Source organism: Haladaptatus sp. W1 (assembly GCF_001723155.1).
In the GTDB taxonomy this organism is placed as follows: Archaea; Halobacteriota; Halobacteria; order Halobacteriales; family Haladaptataceae; genus Haladaptatus; species Haladaptatus paucihalophilus.
Genome location: NZ_MEIH01000285.1, coordinates 1 through 14,588 on the forward strand (window position 1 = coordinate 1; position 14,588 = coordinate 14,588).

General features: G+C 61.7%; 18 protein-coding genes, 1 tRNA gene and 3 pseudogenes. 12 read left to right on the forward strand and 10 right to left on the reverse strand.

The window, feature by feature from the left end; all coding sequences use genetic code 11:
• Nucleotides 1–192 (forward strand): annotated as a pseudogene (locus BG842_RS13575) (tRNA (cytidine(56)-2'-O)-methyltransferase); the annotation flags it as partial.
• Between the two features lie 65 nt (nt 193–257).
• Here the strand turns inward: BG842_RS13575 and BG842_RS13580 are convergent.
• Both BG842_RS13580 and BG842_RS13585 read right to left on the reverse strand, forming a co-directional pair.
• A complete protein-coding gene (locus BG842_RS13580; protein WP_069451145.1) occupies nt 258–1,400 on the reverse strand; it encodes an acyl-CoA dehydrogenase in 1,143 nt (380 codons plus the stop codon).
• A gap of 71 nt (nt 1,401–1,471) precedes the next feature.
• Nucleotides 1,472–1,762: a hypothetical protein gene (locus tag BG842_RS13585; protein ID WP_069451146.1), complete on the reverse strand. Its 291-nt coding sequence runs from the start codon at nt 1,760–1,762 to the stop codon at nt 1,472–1,474.
• 133 nt (nt 1,763–1,895) lie between these two features.
• On the opposite strand from BG842_RS13585, the gene BG842_RS13590 reads away from it, so the two are divergent.
• Nucleotides 1,896–2,720, forward strand: coding sequence for a hypothetical protein (locus BG842_RS13590; RefSeq protein ID WP_007982858.1), 825 nt, complete (start codon nt 1,896–1,898; stop codon nt 2,718–2,720).
• Here BG842_RS13590 and BG842_RS13595 read toward each other — a convergent pair.
• On the reverse strand, nt 2,704–3,270 hold the full coding sequence (locus BG842_RS13595) for an NUDIX hydrolase (RefSeq protein WP_069451147.1): 567 nt from the start codon (nt 3,268–3,270) through the stop codon (nt 2,704–2,706). The two genes, BG842_RS13590 and BG842_RS13595, sit on opposite strands and share 17 nt — an antisense overlap.
• A gap of 159 nt (nt 3,271–3,429) precedes the next feature.
• Between BG842_RS13595 and BG842_RS13600 the strand changes: the two are divergent.
• From BG842_RS13600 to BG842_RS29900, 3 genes and pseudogenes are all read left to right on the forward strand, one after another.
• Nucleotides 3,430–3,617, forward strand: a pseudogene (locus tag BG842_RS13600) (DUF1918 domain-containing protein).
• Between the two features lie 30 nt (nt 3,618–3,647).
• On the forward strand, nt 3,648–4,067 hold the full coding sequence (locus BG842_RS13605) for an RNA-binding protein (protein ID WP_069451149.1): 420 nt from the start codon (nt 3,648–3,650) through the stop codon (nt 4,065–4,067).
• 100 nt (nt 4,068–4,167) lie between these two features.
• The gene (locus BG842_RS29900; RefSeq protein ID WP_154652468.1) at nt 4,168–4,323 is read left to right on the forward strand and encodes a hypothetical protein; all 156 of its coding nucleotides are present in this window, start codon (nt 4,168–4,170) and stop codon (nt 4,321–4,323) included.
• A gap of 261 nt (nt 4,324–4,584) precedes the next feature.
• Here BG842_RS29900 and BG842_RS13610 read toward each other — a convergent pair.
• Nucleotides 4,585–4,669, reverse strand: a tRNA-Leu gene (locus tag BG842_RS13610).
• 86 nt (nt 4,670–4,755) lie between these two features.
• On the opposite strand from BG842_RS13610, the gene BG842_RS13615 reads away from it, so the two are divergent.
• On the forward strand, nt 4,756–5,076 hold the full coding sequence (locus BG842_RS13615) for a cyclin (RefSeq protein WP_069451150.1): 321 nt from the start codon (nt 4,756–4,758) through the stop codon (nt 5,074–5,076).
• Between the two features lie 22 nt (nt 5,077–5,098).
• Here BG842_RS13615 and BG842_RS13620 read toward each other — a convergent pair whose 3' ends face one another.
• Nucleotides 5,099–5,578 (reverse strand): phosphopantetheine adenylyltransferase, encoded by a 480-nt coding sequence (locus BG842_RS13620; protein WP_069451151.1) that lies wholly within the window; start codon nt 5,576–5,578, stop codon nt 5,099–5,101.
• Nucleotides 5,579–5,628: 50 nt separating this feature from the next.
• Entirely contained in the window at nt 5,629–6,393 is a 765-nt protein-coding gene (locus BG842_RS13625; protein WP_069451152.1) for a winged helix-turn-helix domain-containing protein, read from the reverse strand.
• 105 nt (nt 6,394–6,498) lie between these two features.
• On the opposite strand from BG842_RS13625, the gene BG842_RS13630 reads away from it, so the two are divergent.
• Together BG842_RS13630 and BG842_RS13635 are read left to right on the forward strand one after the other, a co-directional pair.
• Entirely contained in the window at nt 6,499–7,425 is a 927-nt protein-coding gene (locus tag BG842_RS13630) for a peptidylprolyl isomerase (protein ID WP_007982871.1), read from the forward strand.
• Between the two features lie 37 nt (nt 7,426–7,462).
• Nucleotides 7,463–8,074, forward strand: coding sequence for a VOC family protein (locus BG842_RS13635; RefSeq protein ID WP_069451153.1), 612 nt, complete (start codon nt 7,463–7,465; stop codon nt 8,072–8,074).
• Here the strand turns inward: BG842_RS13635 and BG842_RS13640 are convergent, their stop codons facing one another.
• The 3 genes from BG842_RS13640 to pyrB form a co-directional block, all read right to left on the reverse strand.
• Entirely contained in the window at nt 8,075–8,746 is a 672-nt protein-coding gene (locus BG842_RS13640) for a hypothetical protein (protein ID WP_254663151.1), read from the reverse strand. It lies immediately after the preceding gene.
• Between the two features lie 76 nt (nt 8,747–8,822).
• The gene (gene pyrI / locus BG842_RS13645; protein WP_069451155.1) at nt 8,823–9,284 is read right to left on the reverse strand and encodes an aspartate carbamoyltransferase regulatory subunit; all 462 of its coding nucleotides are present in this window, start codon (nt 9,282–9,284) and stop codon (nt 8,823–8,825) included.
• The gene (gene pyrB, locus BG842_RS13650) at nt 9,281–10,192 is read right to left on the reverse strand and encodes an aspartate carbamoyltransferase (RefSeq protein ID WP_007982880.1); all 912 of its coding nucleotides are present in this window, start codon (nt 10,190–10,192) and stop codon (nt 9,281–9,283) included. Before pyrB ends, pyrI begins: the two co-directional genes overlap by 4 nt.
• An 82-nt stretch (nt 10,193–10,274) precedes the next feature.
• On the opposite strand from pyrB, the gene BG842_RS13655 reads away from it, so the two are divergent.
• Together BG842_RS13655 and BG842_RS13660 are read left to right on the forward strand one after the other, a co-directional pair.
• A complete protein-coding gene (locus tag BG842_RS13655; RefSeq protein WP_069451156.1) occupies nt 10,275–10,913 on the forward strand; it encodes a P-loop NTPase in 639 nt (212 codons plus the stop codon).
• 23 nt (nt 10,914–10,936) lie between these two features.
• A complete protein-coding gene (locus BG842_RS13660; protein WP_069451157.1) occupies nt 10,937–11,560 on the forward strand; it encodes an RAD55 family ATPase in 624 nt (207 codons plus the stop codon).
• 33 nt (nt 11,561–11,593) lie between these two features.
• Here the strand turns inward: BG842_RS13660 and aglJ are convergent, their stop codons facing one another.
• Nucleotides 11,594–12,502 carry an S-layer glycoprotein N-glycosyltransferase AglJ gene (gene aglJ / locus BG842_RS13665; protein WP_069451158.1) on the reverse strand — a complete coding sequence of 303 codons (909 nt, stop codon included), beginning with the start codon at nt 12,500–12,502 and terminating at the stop codon, nt 11,594–11,596.
• Between the two features lie 139 nt (nt 12,503–12,641).
• Between aglJ and BG842_RS13670 the strand changes: the two genes are divergently transcribed.
• Both BG842_RS13670 and BG842_RS13675 read left to right on the forward strand, forming a co-directional pair.
• Complete coding sequence (locus BG842_RS13670; protein ID WP_069451159.1) at nt 12,642–13,784, forward strand: glycosyltransferase; 1,143 nt, start codon at nt 12,642–12,644, stop codon at nt 13,782–13,784.
• A 94-nt stretch (nt 13,785–13,878) separates the two neighbouring features.
• Nucleotides 13,879–14,588: pseudogene (locus BG842_RS13675) on the forward strand (glycosyltransferase); the annotation flags it as partial.

Consider the following 14,588-nt stretch of genomic DNA (forward strand, 5'->3'; position numbering starts at 1 on the left):
GACGTGTACGAAGCCGCCGACTGGAACGTCGGCGTGACCAACCAACCGCATTCCGAAGTCGCCGGACTCGCCGTCTTCCTCGACCGGTTGTTCGACGGCCGCGAACTCGACCGGGAATGGGAGGACGCCCAACAGCGCGTCATTCCCAAGGAAACGGGAAAGCAGGTCGAACCCGTCGGCGAGAAGGAGTAAGAAGAAAGGAGACGTGTCGAAAGAGTAAGAACCGACCGCACGTTTCGTTTTCAGCTCTTTTCGGGTCAGTCCATCATCTGCGCCGCGATGGTGTTCCGGAGGACTTCGCTCGTTCCCTCGTATATCTCGTTCAGTTTGGCGTCGCGGTAGTAGCGCTCCACGTCGAAATCCGTCGTGTAGCCGTAGCCGCCGTGGATCTGAATCCCTTCGTTGGCGACTTCGCGCGAGATTTCGCTGGCGAACAGTTTGGCCTGTGCGGCGTGCTTGATGAAGTCCTCACCCCGAATCTTGCGGTCGGCGGCGCGGTGCATGAGCAGTTTGGCGGCCTGTACCTTCGTGTCCATGTCGGCCAGTTTGTGCTGGATGGTCTGGAAGTCGCTGATGGGCCGGTCGAACTGCTCGCGCTGTTGGGCGTATTCGAGCGCGTCGTCCCGCGCGGCGCGGGCGAGGCCGATGCTCCGCGCGGCGATGGTGATACGCCCGCCGTTGAGCGTCTTCAGCGCGTGGACGAATCCGTCGCCCTCCTCACCGAGCAGGCGGTCCTCGGGGATTCGAAGGTCGCTGAATCGGAGTTCCGCCGTCGGACAGCCCTTGTCGCCGAGTTTGTGTTCGGTTCCCTCGACGTGGAAACCGTCGTCCTCCTCGGGGCGGACGACGAACGACGAGATGCCCTTGTTACCGGCATCGGGGTCCGTCTTGGCGAAGACGGTCACGGTGTCGGCGACGGAGCCGTTCGAAATCCAGAGCTTGCCGCCGTTGAGGACGTACTCGTCGCCCTCCTTCTCCGCCGTGGTGTCCATCGCCGGGACGTCGCTTCCCGCGCCGGGTTCCGAGAGCGCGAACGCGCCAATGTCGGTGCCTTGGTTGAGCGGCGTGAGGTACTCCTGTTTCTGCTCTTCGTTCCCGAACTCGTAGAGCATGTTACCCGCGAGGCTGGTGTGGGCCGCGACGATGGTGCCGAGGCCGCCGCTCCCCCGCGAAATCTCTTCGAGACCGATGGCGTAGGAGTGGTAATCGAGTCCCGCCCCGCCGTACTCTTCGGGGAAGGGCATGCCCATCAGGCCGAGGTCTGCCATCTCCGAGACGAGGTCGCTGGGGAACTCGTCGGTTTCGTCGATTTCCGACGCGCGAGGTTTGATCTCCTCGTCAACGAACTCCGCGACCATATCCCGGATCTGTTTCTGCTCTGCGGAGAGACTGAAGTCCATACGGGAGAATGTGGGTAGTCAATCCTTTACTTTTCGCATCCCGGCCGCTCCCCGTTTACAGCGGCCGCCGTTTAGGACAGTCGCTTACGGATGGAGTCGAGCGTGACGACACCCTGCACGAGGTACGACGCCTCCTTACTCTTCGGGGCGATCGTCGCCGCACCGAGCAGGAGTGCACCGCGCTTCGCGTTACCTTTCTGGAAGGCGTAGCCCGCTTGCGCGAGCAGGGACAGGATGTTCAGCTTGTCGAACGAGGAACTCCCGGACCCCTGCAACGCCTTCAGCGGTCGGTCCTCGCTGGGGGCCGCGGACGGGAGGACGCCCAAACAGGCTCGCGTGATGCCGAGTAGTGTTCGAATCATGGACTAGAGTATCGGGTCTCCTCCGGGGTAGGTCTGTGGTGCGAACTCGAAAGGGGTTGAAGAGGGGGAAGCCAACGGAGGGTCGAACGCCGCGTTCGAAACGTCTTACCGGCGTGAACCCGAACGGCGAACCATGTACGGCGTGGTGACGCGAAACCCCGAGGAACTCGACTGGCCCGAGTTCGAGCGTGGGTTCTACGAGATGAAGGACGTGACGGGACGTGCAACCGAACCGGTCGAGGCGGGCGTGAACATGATTTCGTGCTTCGGCGACAGCACCGCCGCCGAAAACGATCCGTCGCTGGTTCCCGTGAGCGACGAGGGCGAACTCGCCACGCGCGAGCAACCCTACTTCGACTGGGGGTACATCTGCCCGACCCGCGAGGCGTACCGAGACGGGCTGTTGGAGATGGTCTCCGACGCCGCCGAGGCGTACCCCGACGTTCGATTGGACGATGTGGGCTTCCCGCGGGCCGAATACTGCCACTGCGAGCAGTGCGAATCGGAGTTCGCGGCGAGTGACTACGACGACTGGAAGGCGTGGCGCGCGAGCGTCATCACGGAGTTCGTCGCGGAGGCGAGCGACAGAATCCCCGGCAAGACGTATCTGACCCTGTATCCCGACCCCTACCCCGGCCACCTCTACGAGCGGGCCGGACTCGATTTGGACGCGCTCTCCGAACACGTGGACGAGTTCGTCGTTCCGCTGTACGACATGGCCTATTCGACCACCTACTGGCTCGAAGTTATCGCCAGCGGGTTCGAAGACGCCCTCGACGCGCCGTTCAGCATCGAACTCTACGCGGTGGATATCGACATCGACGACCTCATTCACGCCACGGAGGTCGCCGACGCCTACGGTAACGACGTGTTCTTCGGCTACGAGTCAGGGAACGCCCGCGCCGCGGTTCGGCGGATGGACGCCGACTCCCGCGACGGCGTTACGCACGGGAACTGAATTTCTCTTCTCTCCACTTCACCAGTTGCTCGCGGTCGCGGGTGTTCTCCGGGAGTTCGGCGAACCACTTCGCGTCCGTTATCTCGCCGTCGGGGTCACACAGTGTCGGCGCCGTCGTTTCCGCACAGGCCTGAAACACCGGGAGGACGCCCCACGTCGAGTAGTCGCCGCACCGAATCGCCGTCCGGGTCGCAATCGCCAATCCCTCGTAATCGGCTTCGACACCCGCTTCCTCGCCGAGCTCACGCTCCGCGGCCTCGCGGTAGGTCTCGTCCGCTTGGATGCCGCCGCCGGGGAGTACCCACATATCGACCCCGGCGTGCCAGACGAGGAGGAGTTCGCGGGACGGGCGGTAGACGATGGTGTGTGCACCGTACGGTGCACCGCTTTCGGACACGCGGTTGGCGAGCGTTCGAAACCGACCCCGGGACACCTCGTAGTTTCGCGTGAACTCCAGAAACTCCGTGTGTCGTTCCGTCAGCCGGTGATAGGCCTGTTCCGCCCGTTGTTCGGCCTCGGTCGCGAGAAACCACAGCTCATCGAGCGTCATCGTATAACTGACCGCGGGCAGCCCCTGAGAACGAGCGAGAATCCGAGTGCGCGAGGAGTCCAATCATATGCCACGATATTCTGGCGGGCGAAATAAGCCTTCGGACGGCGACACTCGCGAATCGGTCGGTTTTTACGACCGGATGGGTTATCCGGCGGTATGAGCTTCGAAGAAGACGACGCGGTGATTCTGCACGACCAGCACAGCGAGTACGACGGCGAAGAAGGCACGGTCACGCAAGTCATGGAGAACATGTTCGGCGACGCCACCTACACCATCAGCTTCGAGGACGGCCAGGAGACGGGCATCCCGAGGATTCCCTCGAAGCCGTCGAGGACGAGGAGTAACTTTTCTTTCTTCGATTCGTACTGACCAACATGGCTAGCGTTCCGTTTCACTACATCGACCTGCGGGCATTCTGCTATGCGACCGAAGACGACCAGCGCGTCGAGGACGCCCTCCGCGCGTACCTCCCCGAAGACGCCGAAATAGAGCGAATGAAAAGCGAGGGACACCTCGGCGACCGCATCCTCATCCTCTCGGCGCGGGTGGAGAACGCGGACGAGATGCGTCACATCCTCGGCAGACTCCGCGAACTCGACGACATCGATGGGCTGCGCGACGAACTCGACCAGCGCGTGGACGACAACTGTTCGTTTTTCGTCTCGCTCGACAAGCAAGCCGCCTACCGCGACGAAATCGAACTCGGCGACGGAATCACCCTCCGCGCGAAAGTCGAAGCCTACCCCGCAAAGAAGGACGCCGCGGTCGAGAACGCCCGAAAAGCGCTGTCGTAACCCTGATTACGGGGTCTCGCTACCGATTAAGCCGACACAAAGTTTATCACAGTCCCCACTGTTGTGACAATCGTTACCACGCAACGCGTGGATGAGTATCATGCAAGAGTGTCCATACTGTAATTCTGACCTTCGTCATGGCGGTAACTCACGGACGACCCGCAACGGCAACCCGACCGGCCACAAGAGCACCGGTACCGAGTACGTGTCGTGTCCCGACTGCGGCGGTATGATCGACGGCTTCTCGGCCCACTAACCACGCAGACGCCTCTCTCGATTTTTTGTCGTCCCGTGGATCGGCGGGATGTGATTTTCGTCCCGAGAGCATGCTCTGCGGTGTTCACGGTGGAACTGTGCGGGACCGGATTCGAACCACGCCCGAACGGTTACTGCTCGCTCACGTCCGTTCGCTGTGCGGACTGCGTTCGGTCTACTTCGAATCTGCTCGGCAATTTTCATCACTCATGCTGCGGGGAGCACACGCTACGCGGTACTCCCCGGTTATTCGTGATGAAAATGTGCGGGACCGGATTCGAACCGGCGGACCTCTACAGGACAGCGTCCTAAGCGCTGCGCCGTTGGCCTAGCTTGGCTACCCGCACGCAGTAGGGGCTTTTCAGGTGCGAGATAAGAAACTGTCGTTCTCCTCGGACGAGCGTTTATAACGGATGACGCGCTAATTTTCCTCGTGTATCGGGCTCGTGACCAAGTGGAAAACGAATCGTGGCTCGCCGAACTCCAACAGGCCGCCGACCGTCTCGACCTCGAAACCGCCGCTCGGTCGCGGGCAGCGGATCTCTTTCTCTCGACGGTCTCCGACGCCGAGGACCCCGAAGACCGCTCGAAACGCGCGGTCGCCGCGGCCAGTCTGTACGCGGGGTCGCTCATCGAGAGCGACCAGCGCTCACAGCAGGCGGTCGCGGACGCCATCGGCGTCTCTCGATTGACGATTCAACAGCGCTGGAAGACGGTCCTCGAAGAGGCGGGGCTTCAACCGCCGTCGTGGTAGCCGATAGGGGAGAGAAAGAACCTCAGTTGCGCCCGTCGCTGTCGGGGGTCAGGTGTCCGTGTTCGTCGATTTCCCCGGCGACGATGCGCGTGCTGGAGATGATGTCGCCGTCCTCGGCCGTAACGTGCGGGACGACGACGATTTCGAGGGGGTCGAAGCCGCGTTCCGCACGGAGTTCGTTGATTCGCTCGCCGCCGTGTTTCGTCTCGGGGGAGACGATGAGCACGTCGAACTGCTCCTCCGTGGCGATGCCGGTCGGTTCGGTGAGTTTCCGTACGTCGAACTCGCGGTCGTAGTCGTCCGCGAAATCGCGGAGCTCGGATTCGAGGGCGCGCTTTCGCTCCTCGAACGGGCGGACGTATCTATCCACGTTTCGAGTCGCCGGGGCGAGGTCATCGCTCGTCAATCCGACGGTGACGTCGCCCAACTCGAACGCTCGCTCGAACAACGCCCGGTGTCCGTCGTGAACCGGATCAAACGTCCCACCCAACGCAACGTCCATACTCCGGCGAATGGTTCCGCGTGGTTTATCACCTTCGGAACGGCGTGCCGTCACCCGACGGGTCGGGACTCCTTTCGATACCGTTGGTACAGTTCCTCGGCCCACTCGAAGAAGGCGGGATGGGCACACTCTACGAGCGCCCGAAGCTGTCCGTCGTCGTCGTAGGCCCCCGCGAGCGCCCATCCGTCGCCGAGCGTCACCCCGAACTCGACGGGACCATCGTGTCGGTAGATGTCGATGGCGCGGCGAACGAGCCTGAATTCGAGCGGGTTGAGCGACCGTGCGGTTTCGAGCGTGTCGGCTGGCATGACGAGTTCCGTCTCGACGCCCTCGAACACGAGTTCCGCGTGAACGTCGTGATACAGGCGGCTCAGGACGGGCGCGAGCATCCGAATCGAGTCGGTCTTCCGCGAGCGGAGTCGGCTCACGTAGTGGCTCACCGGGGCCTGTGGCTGGTCCGCCGACGCGACGACGAGGGTGGCGTCGTGCAACCACGCGGGGTCGGGAAGGTGGGTCGCGTCTGGGAGATGGCGGAAGAACGCGTCGAACCGCTCGATGGTCCCCAGCGTCTCGACGTAGTTCGCGTGCGTTCGCGTGACGAGTTCGCCGCTCGGGGTGAGGGCGTACTTTCCGTTGCGTTTTCGCACCCATCCGCGGTCGGCGAACTCCGAGAGGTTCCGTTGGGCGCTCCGGTGAGAGACGTCGAGCGAATCAGCGACGTCGCGCGGAGACCCGGGTGACTCGCGGAGATGGGTGAGCAAGCGCAACCGCTCCGGCGACCCCGCGAGAAACGCGACCGTCTCTGGCGTTTCCATCGGGCGAGAGTACTCGTGGGGACGATGTAAACGTCCCCCTTGGACCGAATTCCCTCGCGAAGGCGAAACGTGATTCTTAAGGGCCGAACGGGTGTCGTTTGGGGTATGAGTGACGAACAAGAGGCAGACGCGACCGAGGAAGAGACCGCAGAAACACAGGAGGGGCTGCAGGAAGGAGACTTCATTAACCTCGATTACACCGCACGAACCGTCGAGGACGGCGATCTCGTCGACACGACCAGCGAAGAGGTCGCCGAGGAAGAAGACGTAGAGACGGAGGGCCGCGACTTCGGTCCCCGGACCATCGTCCTCGGTGCCGGTCACATCTTCGAAGACGTCGAAGAGGAAATCTTCGGCAAGGAAGCGGGCGACGAGGGAACCGCTACCGTCGAACTCGCGTTCGGCGAGTACGACAACGAGGAGGTCCGCACGGTCAGCGCCGACAAGATTTCCGAGGAGGACCGCTACCCCGGCGCAAACGTCAACGTCGACGGCCAGCAGGGCTACGTCGAGACCATCATCGGCGGCCGCGCACGCGTCGACTTCAACCACCCGCTCGCGGGTGAAGACCTCGAATACGAGTACGAAATCGTCGACGAAGTGGAGGACGCAGAGGAGAAGGCGAAGGGCCTCTTCTCGATGTACATCGACGCCGACCTCGACATGTGGCTGCAGACGGACGAGGAAGAGGAAGAAGTCGAGAACGAGGACGGCGAAACGGAGACCGAGACGGTCGAGAAGGAAACCCTCTACATCGAGGCGACGCCGCAGCTGTCGATGAACCAGCAGTGGATGTTCCAGAAGCAGCAGATCGCACAGGACGTCATCGACCGCCTCGACCTCGACCGCGTTATCGTGCAGGAGACCATCGACGGCGCCGGTGCCGGTATGATGGGCGGCATGGGTGGCATGGGTGGCATGGGCGGTGCCGACCTCGAAGAAGCCCTCGAAGACGTCGATATCGACGAGGACGAACTCGTCGAGGAACTCGAAGAGGAAGGCGACGACGAAGCCGAAGACGTCGAAGAGTAATCGAATCGTCTTTTTAGGTGGCCGAGCAGTGTCGGGTATGCACTCCCCGACGCGACTCTTTCATCTCCATTTCAACACGCCCGACGTGAGCCACGCGGAAACCGAACTCGACGCGCACGGACTGCCGCCCTACCAGCGCTTCGGGCAGGTCGATGGCGAATTTCACGCACTCGACGCGAGCGACCCGGTTCCGGACGGGTTCCGCCTTCGCCTCCAGAACGCCCAACGCGGCTACTTCAACGTCACGATTGCGCCGGGACGGCGTCCGCACTTCGACCATCTCGGACTCTGTACCTCCGACTTCGACGCGATTTGTGACCGGGGGGACGAAGCGGGGTGGTCGGTCCGTGACCGCGACGGGAGACGCACGTTCGTCATGACGCCGTGGGGGTTCCGCGTCGAACTGCATCCCGACGGAAGCGACGTGGAGGCCGACCTCGGGTCGTGGGACGACGCGCGGTTCGAGCGCGTCGAACTCGCGGTTTCCGACCCCGACGCCGAAGACGAATTCCGAGCGGTGTTCGGAGAGATACCGGGACTGGTGTTTCGACAGGATACCGACGATGATGGCGTACGCGTTCCACGGTTCGTACTCGGCGGTTCGGCGTTCTCCGCGGGAAAAATGGTCGAAAGTACGTCGTTCCTCTGATCAGTTCGTCGCGTTCCGCGACCGAACGGTTCCGGCCGACCACTCACCGGCGTCGGCCTGTCGAACGATTCCGGACTCGATGCTCGCGTTTTGAATTTCGACGGCGGGTTTCGGCTCCGTATCGGGGTTCGTCACGTCCGGCGACACGGGCGGGTTCGCGGAGCGTCTCGGAACCGTGGTGTTGACGACGGTCAGTTTCGTCACGTTCAGCGTGTCGAGGTTCGCTCCCTCGACGGTGACGTTTGCGAGCACGTGTCGCTTAATAACGCGGTTACTCACGCCTGGGTCGAACAGGTCGCCGCCCGGCACGTCCCAAATCGAGCGGTTTCTGATGACGATTCGGTCCGCGCTCACGTTTTTCAGCGTGCCGTTCCGGATGTGGACCGTCGCGATGGAGACGTTGCGGAGGGTGACGTCGCGCTTGGTTCCGTTTTCGGTCTGCAGCGTGTCGACGTGAACTTCGTCCACCGTCGCGTTGTTCACCGTGGTGTTCCGGAGCGCCCACGTTCTGACGGTCACGTCCTTGGTAGACACCTTGTACTGGCCGAGCTGTAACGACGGATTTGCCGCGGCCGCCCCGGCCACCCCGCTGCCAGCAACGGCTACCCCACCCGAGAAGACGAGGAAAAGCGACACGACGACAGCGGCGTGTGCGCCGATTCGAGTTCCCATACACGCCACGAATTCGAGCGACGGCATAAACCACTTCGACCGTTTTTCCCAGTTCGGCGGATTAGGCCGTCGTTTCTCACTTCACGCTGATATGTGCGGCGAGATCGTCGCGGATGATGGTTTCGCAGTACTCACAGCGGACGCCATCGGAGAGCACCTCGAACTTCGAATCGACGGGTTCGTCCTCCGTCGAGATGCAGTTGCTGTTCGGACAGGAGAGGATGCCGACGACGTACTCGGGGCGCTCCAAGCGATGCTTTTCTGCCACTTCGTACTCCCGAATAATGTTGATGCTCGCGTCGGGGGCGATGAGCGAGAGGACGTCCACCTCGTTCTGACTCAACTCCTTTCCCTCGACTTTCACGATGTCCTTTCGGCCCATCCGGTCGCTGGGTACGTTCATGCCGACGCTCACTTCCTCGCCGTCGTTTCCGTCGATGCCGAGGATGGCGAGGACGTTGAGCGCCTGCCCGGCGCGAATGTGGTCGATAACGGTGCCGTTTCGAATCTTGCTGACGCGGAGTTCGTGGTCGCTCATTGGTCCTCCAGCATGGAGTCGAGCAGTGCCATACGCACTGGAATGCCGTTGTGTGCCTGTTCGAAGTACTTCGCGTGGTCCGTCTCGTCCACCTCGGGCGCGATTTCGTCGACGCGGGGAAGCGGATGCATGATGGTCAAATCATCCCGCGCGCCTTCGAGCGTTTCGAGGTCGATACGGTAGTCGCCCGCGACGGCGCGGTACTCGTTCTCGTCGGGGAAGCGCTCGCGCTGGATGCGCGTGACGTAGAGCACGTCCAAGTTCGGAAGCACGTCCTCGATGTCGGTGTGTTCGCGGACGTTCGCACCCGCCTCGTGGAGGTCGTAGCGAACGCTTCGCGGGAGTTTGAGGCTTCCGGGACTGATGAAGTGCTGGCGGGTGTCGAAGTTGGTCAACGCGTGGGCGAGCGAGTGGACCGTTCGCCCGTACTTCAGGTCGCCCATGATGCCGATGGTGAGGTCGTCCAGTCCCGCGTTCTCCCGAATCGTATAGAGGTCGAGGAGCGTCTGTGTCGGGTGATGGCCCGCCCCGTCCCCGGCGTTGAGGAGGGGGACATCGACGAACTCGCTCACCATCTTTGCCGCGCCTTGGCTCGGGTGGCGCAACACGAGCGCGTCGGCGTAGCCCTCGATGACGCGAGTCGTGTCGGCGAGGCTCTCTCCTTTCTTCACGCTCGACGATTCGACGGAACCCATGTCCACGATGTCGCCGCCGAGACGTTTGATCGACGTCTCGAAGCTCATCTTCGTGCGCGTGCTCGGTTCGTAAAACAGCAACCCGAGGAGTTTTCCCGCGTGTCGGTCCCCGAACGCCGCCGGGTCGGCGTCGATTTCGGCGGCGCGGTCGAGGACGTCCTCGATGTCCTGCCGCGAAAGTTGTTTCGTGTCGATGAGGTGGTCGTGCCGCATCGTTCGAAGAGGGGTCGTCACGCGTCTTGAAAGGCACGGGTCGTCCCCGAAATTTAAATCGGATGACGAAACCACATCCGGCATGCTCGCCATCGCCGGTGGAAAAGGAGGCTGTGGAAAGACGACGACGACGCTCGGACTCGCGGGTGCGCTCGGCCGGATGCGCCGTTCTGTCCTCGCCGCGGACGCCGACGTGGACATGCCCGACCTCCATCACCTCGCCAACGTGGACGGGACGCCGAACCTCACCGCCGTCGAAAACGGCGAGGCAGTCGAAATCGCCACCCACCCACCGCCGACGCTCTCCGGCGTCGAAGTAGTTCCCGCGCCACAATCGATGGGCGACTCCGTTCACCTCCCGAGCGCGCTCTCCCGTCTCGCCGACGCCGCCGACCACGTTCTCGTTGACTGTCCGGCGGGAGCGGGACCGGACGCGGCGACGCCGCTTCGCCTCGCGGACCACGTTCTGCTGGTGACGACGACCGACCCGGCCTGCCTCCGTGACACGGCCAAAACCGCCGCGATGGCCCGTGCGCTCGGGACGACTATCGTCGGGGTCGCCCTCACCCGAACGGAGCACCCGCCAACGGGAATCGAGCGCCTCCTCGACGGTCCCGTTCTTGCCTCGATTCCCAACGGCGGCGTCGCCGTCCTCTCGGACGAATCGGTTCGACGGGCGTACGACCGTCTCGCGTCGGCACTCCTGACCAAACACTTATGAACGCTGTTGAAGTTGTCACAATTATGGTATCGCGGCTTTCGACCGGAATTCCGGTGCTCGACCGGAAACTCGACGGAGGTATCCCACCCGGGAGCACCGTCGCGCTCTGTGCACCTCCGGCCAGTCAGGCAGAACTCCTGTTGACCGAGTTCACTGCCAGCCGTCCCACGTTGTACCTGACGACCGACCGCGACGAGGAGACGGTGAGTGCCGGATTTCGACGCGAATCCAGCCGTCGGACGCCGGAAGTCAGATACATACCGGGTGATGCACCGCTGGACCACGCGCGACGACTGTTCCAGCGGCTCCGGAGCGATTCGACGCTCATCATCGACCCGATGAACCTACTGGAGCGGGAGGACCCGACTCGGTATCGGAACTTCCTCCACGACCTGCAGTCCCACCTCCGCGGAACGGACAGCCTCGCAATCCTCCATTGTCTCGACGGGCGGCGGGTTCCCGACCAGCGGGACATCACGGAACACGCCGTCGATGTGGTGTTTCAACTCAACACCGAAATTTCGGGCGACCGCGTCGAAAATCGACTCGCCGTGCCGAAGTTCCGCGGCGGACGGGCGCTTCCCGAAACCATCAAACTCGAACTCACGAAGTCGGTGGCAATCGACACCAGTCGGGATATCGCGTGAGAATTTCGGCGCGTTGTGAACCCGTCTCCCGTCTCAGCGGCGTTCGTCGATTCGACGCATCTGTTCCCGGTGAAGCGTGACGATCAGATCCGAGAGGACGCCGAACATGAGCAACTGCAGGCCGAAGATGATGGAGATACCAGCGACGACCGCGATAACCTCGTGGGAGATGTGGCGCGTCACCCACTCAACGGCGACGTAAACCCCCAAGATAACCCCGATGAGACCGCTCAACATACCCATGCTCCCGAAGTAGAATAGCGGATTGTTCGTCTTCGCGAGTTGGTAGAGCGTCATGATGATGTCCCCCCCGTCCCAAAGTGGATGGAGGTTCGTCTCCGAGTCGTCCGGCCGTTCTTCGTACTGAATCGGCACGACGGCCGTCGGAACGCTGTGTTTGACGCATTCGACCGCCAGTTCGGTTTCGACGCCGAAGCCGTCCGAGGTGAGGTATGAACGCTCCGCGGATTTTCTCGTGAACGCCCGATAGCCGCTGAGGATGTCCCTGAAATCCGACCGATGGATGATCGAGAACGCTCGGTTGATAACGCGATTGCCGAAGTGGTTCAGCCGCGGCATCGACCCGTCGTTCATACCCGCAAACCGGTTGCCGATGACGTGTTCGTAGCCGTCGTCGAGCGGCTCCAGCATCGTCTCGGCGTCCGACGGTTTGTACGTTCCGTCCCCGTCCAGCATCAGCACGTACTCCGCTTCGATGTGTTCCAAGCCCTCGCGGACGGCTTGCCCCTTCCCGACGCCGCTCTGTTCGATGACGCGCGCACCGTGCTCCGTCGCCACATCGCGCGTCCCGTCGTCGGAGTCACCGTCCACTACGAGGACGTTCGAGAAGCCCTGCTCGCGGAAGCCGTCGATGACTTCGCCAATCGTCTCGGCCTCGTTCAGCGTGGGGATGAGCACGCACACGTCCTCTCTGTCGGGCATTGTCGGGGAAATGGGTACCGGGGTCTAAAAGCCCAACCTTTTGAGTCTGTCAGTGTTGGGAGAGGTACCCGAACTGTCAGTGTCGAACGACTGCCTGGCAATCCATAGATGTTTAAAACAAAGCGACAAACGACCGGCTATGAACCGGCTCGCCAAGGCTGCCGCCGTCGTCATCGCCGTGGCCGCGATTCCGTATTTCTGTTTCCTCGCGCTGTACGGACTGATTCGCCCGGAGGGCTCACCGGCCCGAAAACGGGATGCGGAACCGACAGTTAGTATCATTCTGCCGACGTACAACGAATCCGACATCATCGAGAAGAAACTGGACGACTTGCTCGAACTCGACTATCCGATGGAGAACATCGAACTCGTCGTCGTGGATTCGAGTGACGACGAGACGCCGGACCTGATCCGAGAATATTTCGCGGACCGAGAACATCCCTCGCTGAACCTCATCGAAGAGAAGGAACGGCGCGGACTCGCTCCCGCGCTCAACGACGCCTATGCGGCCGCCGAGAACGAGATGGTGGTCAAAACCGACTGCGACTCCTTCACCGCGAACGACGTGCTCCGGGTCGCCGCCGCAAACCTCGCCGACCCGGACGTCGCGGCAGTGACGGGGAAGAACACGGACGTACTCGGTGGAAGCGAAGTCGAGGAAGGATATCGCGGCGTGCAAGCGCACATCCAGACGCTCGAATCGCACCTCGATTCCACCCTTATCTTCCACGGTCCGTTCTCCGCGTTCGAAAACGACGCCATCGTCCCAATCGACCCCGAGTCGTTGGCTGATGATACGGAGCTGGCGTTGAAGATTCGCCGGAACGGAAAGCGGGTCATCTACGACCCCGAAATCCGCTACAGCGAAGCCTCACACTCCGATTTCGGAAAGCGCCGTCTCCAGAAGGACAGGCGTGGAATGGGATTGATTCGCCTGCTCGTCCAACATCGGGACGCACTCTGCCGACACGGGAAGTACGGCGGCGTCGTGTTGCCGTTCAACTGGTGGTTCATGATCGTCTCGCCGTGGTTGGTCGCGCTCGGCCTCGGATTGCTGACTGGTGGTGCGTTGGTCGCGGCCGGGCCGTTCGGATTGGTCGTTCCGGCGGGATTGGGTCTGTTTGTTACGCTCGGCGGGAGTGACCGCCTCGGACCACTGCAGCCGGTGTACGCCATCTTCGACACGCAAGTGTCGCTGTTCCGGGCGAGCGTGGAGTTGTTGCGTGGCGAAGGGGATGGAACGTGGGAGATAGATGAGGAGTTGCGGGAGGCGTTCGAGTGAAATGAGGAATGTATGGTAAAATCCCCAACATAACGGCGGCAAGCGTTGAGTGAGAAGACTTATGTAGTTTAAGATGACTGCAAAACCGTAAGGAATGTCGGACAATTTACCCTCGATTGCTATTCTTCACGACCGATTTCCTCAAATCGGAGGTGGTGAGAAATTCGCCATCGAGGCAGCTCGCACACTCAGCGCGCCGATTTACACGATGTATGTCTACCCCGGTACCGAAATTCCGGACGATGTTCGGGTGATTCCTATCAAACAGAAAAAATACACGCGTGGGCTATCAGGCCACCTGCTCGCGTGGAAAAACGAGGGATCGAATCCTTTTGAAACACTTTCGGTAGCGATGGACATGACCGATGCGCATCCCGATCTCACGGAGTACGACGTAATTCTGGAAAGTGCTCCACTATCGAAGCACTACGTTCCGACCGTCGATCAGAAAATTATCCACTATCCACACAGTCCACCTCGGTGGTTGTACGATCTCTATCGCGACCGGATGGCATCGTTCGACTACCTCGGTATTCGGTTCGCACTGAAAACCTACGCGAAGTGGTGGCGAGCACTTGATAAAGAGGCGAACGATTACGTCGATACGTTCGTCGCCAACAGCGAACTAATCCGTGATCGCATCAAGCGGTACTATCATCGGGATGCGGAAGTCGTTTATCCACCCGTTACTGGTGATTGGCACAACGAAGGGGACGACGGCTACTTCGTGACGTGGTCCCGGCTTGCGCCCGAAAAACGAATGCCACTGCTGGCCAAAGCGTTCACCAAGTTGGATGAACGGCT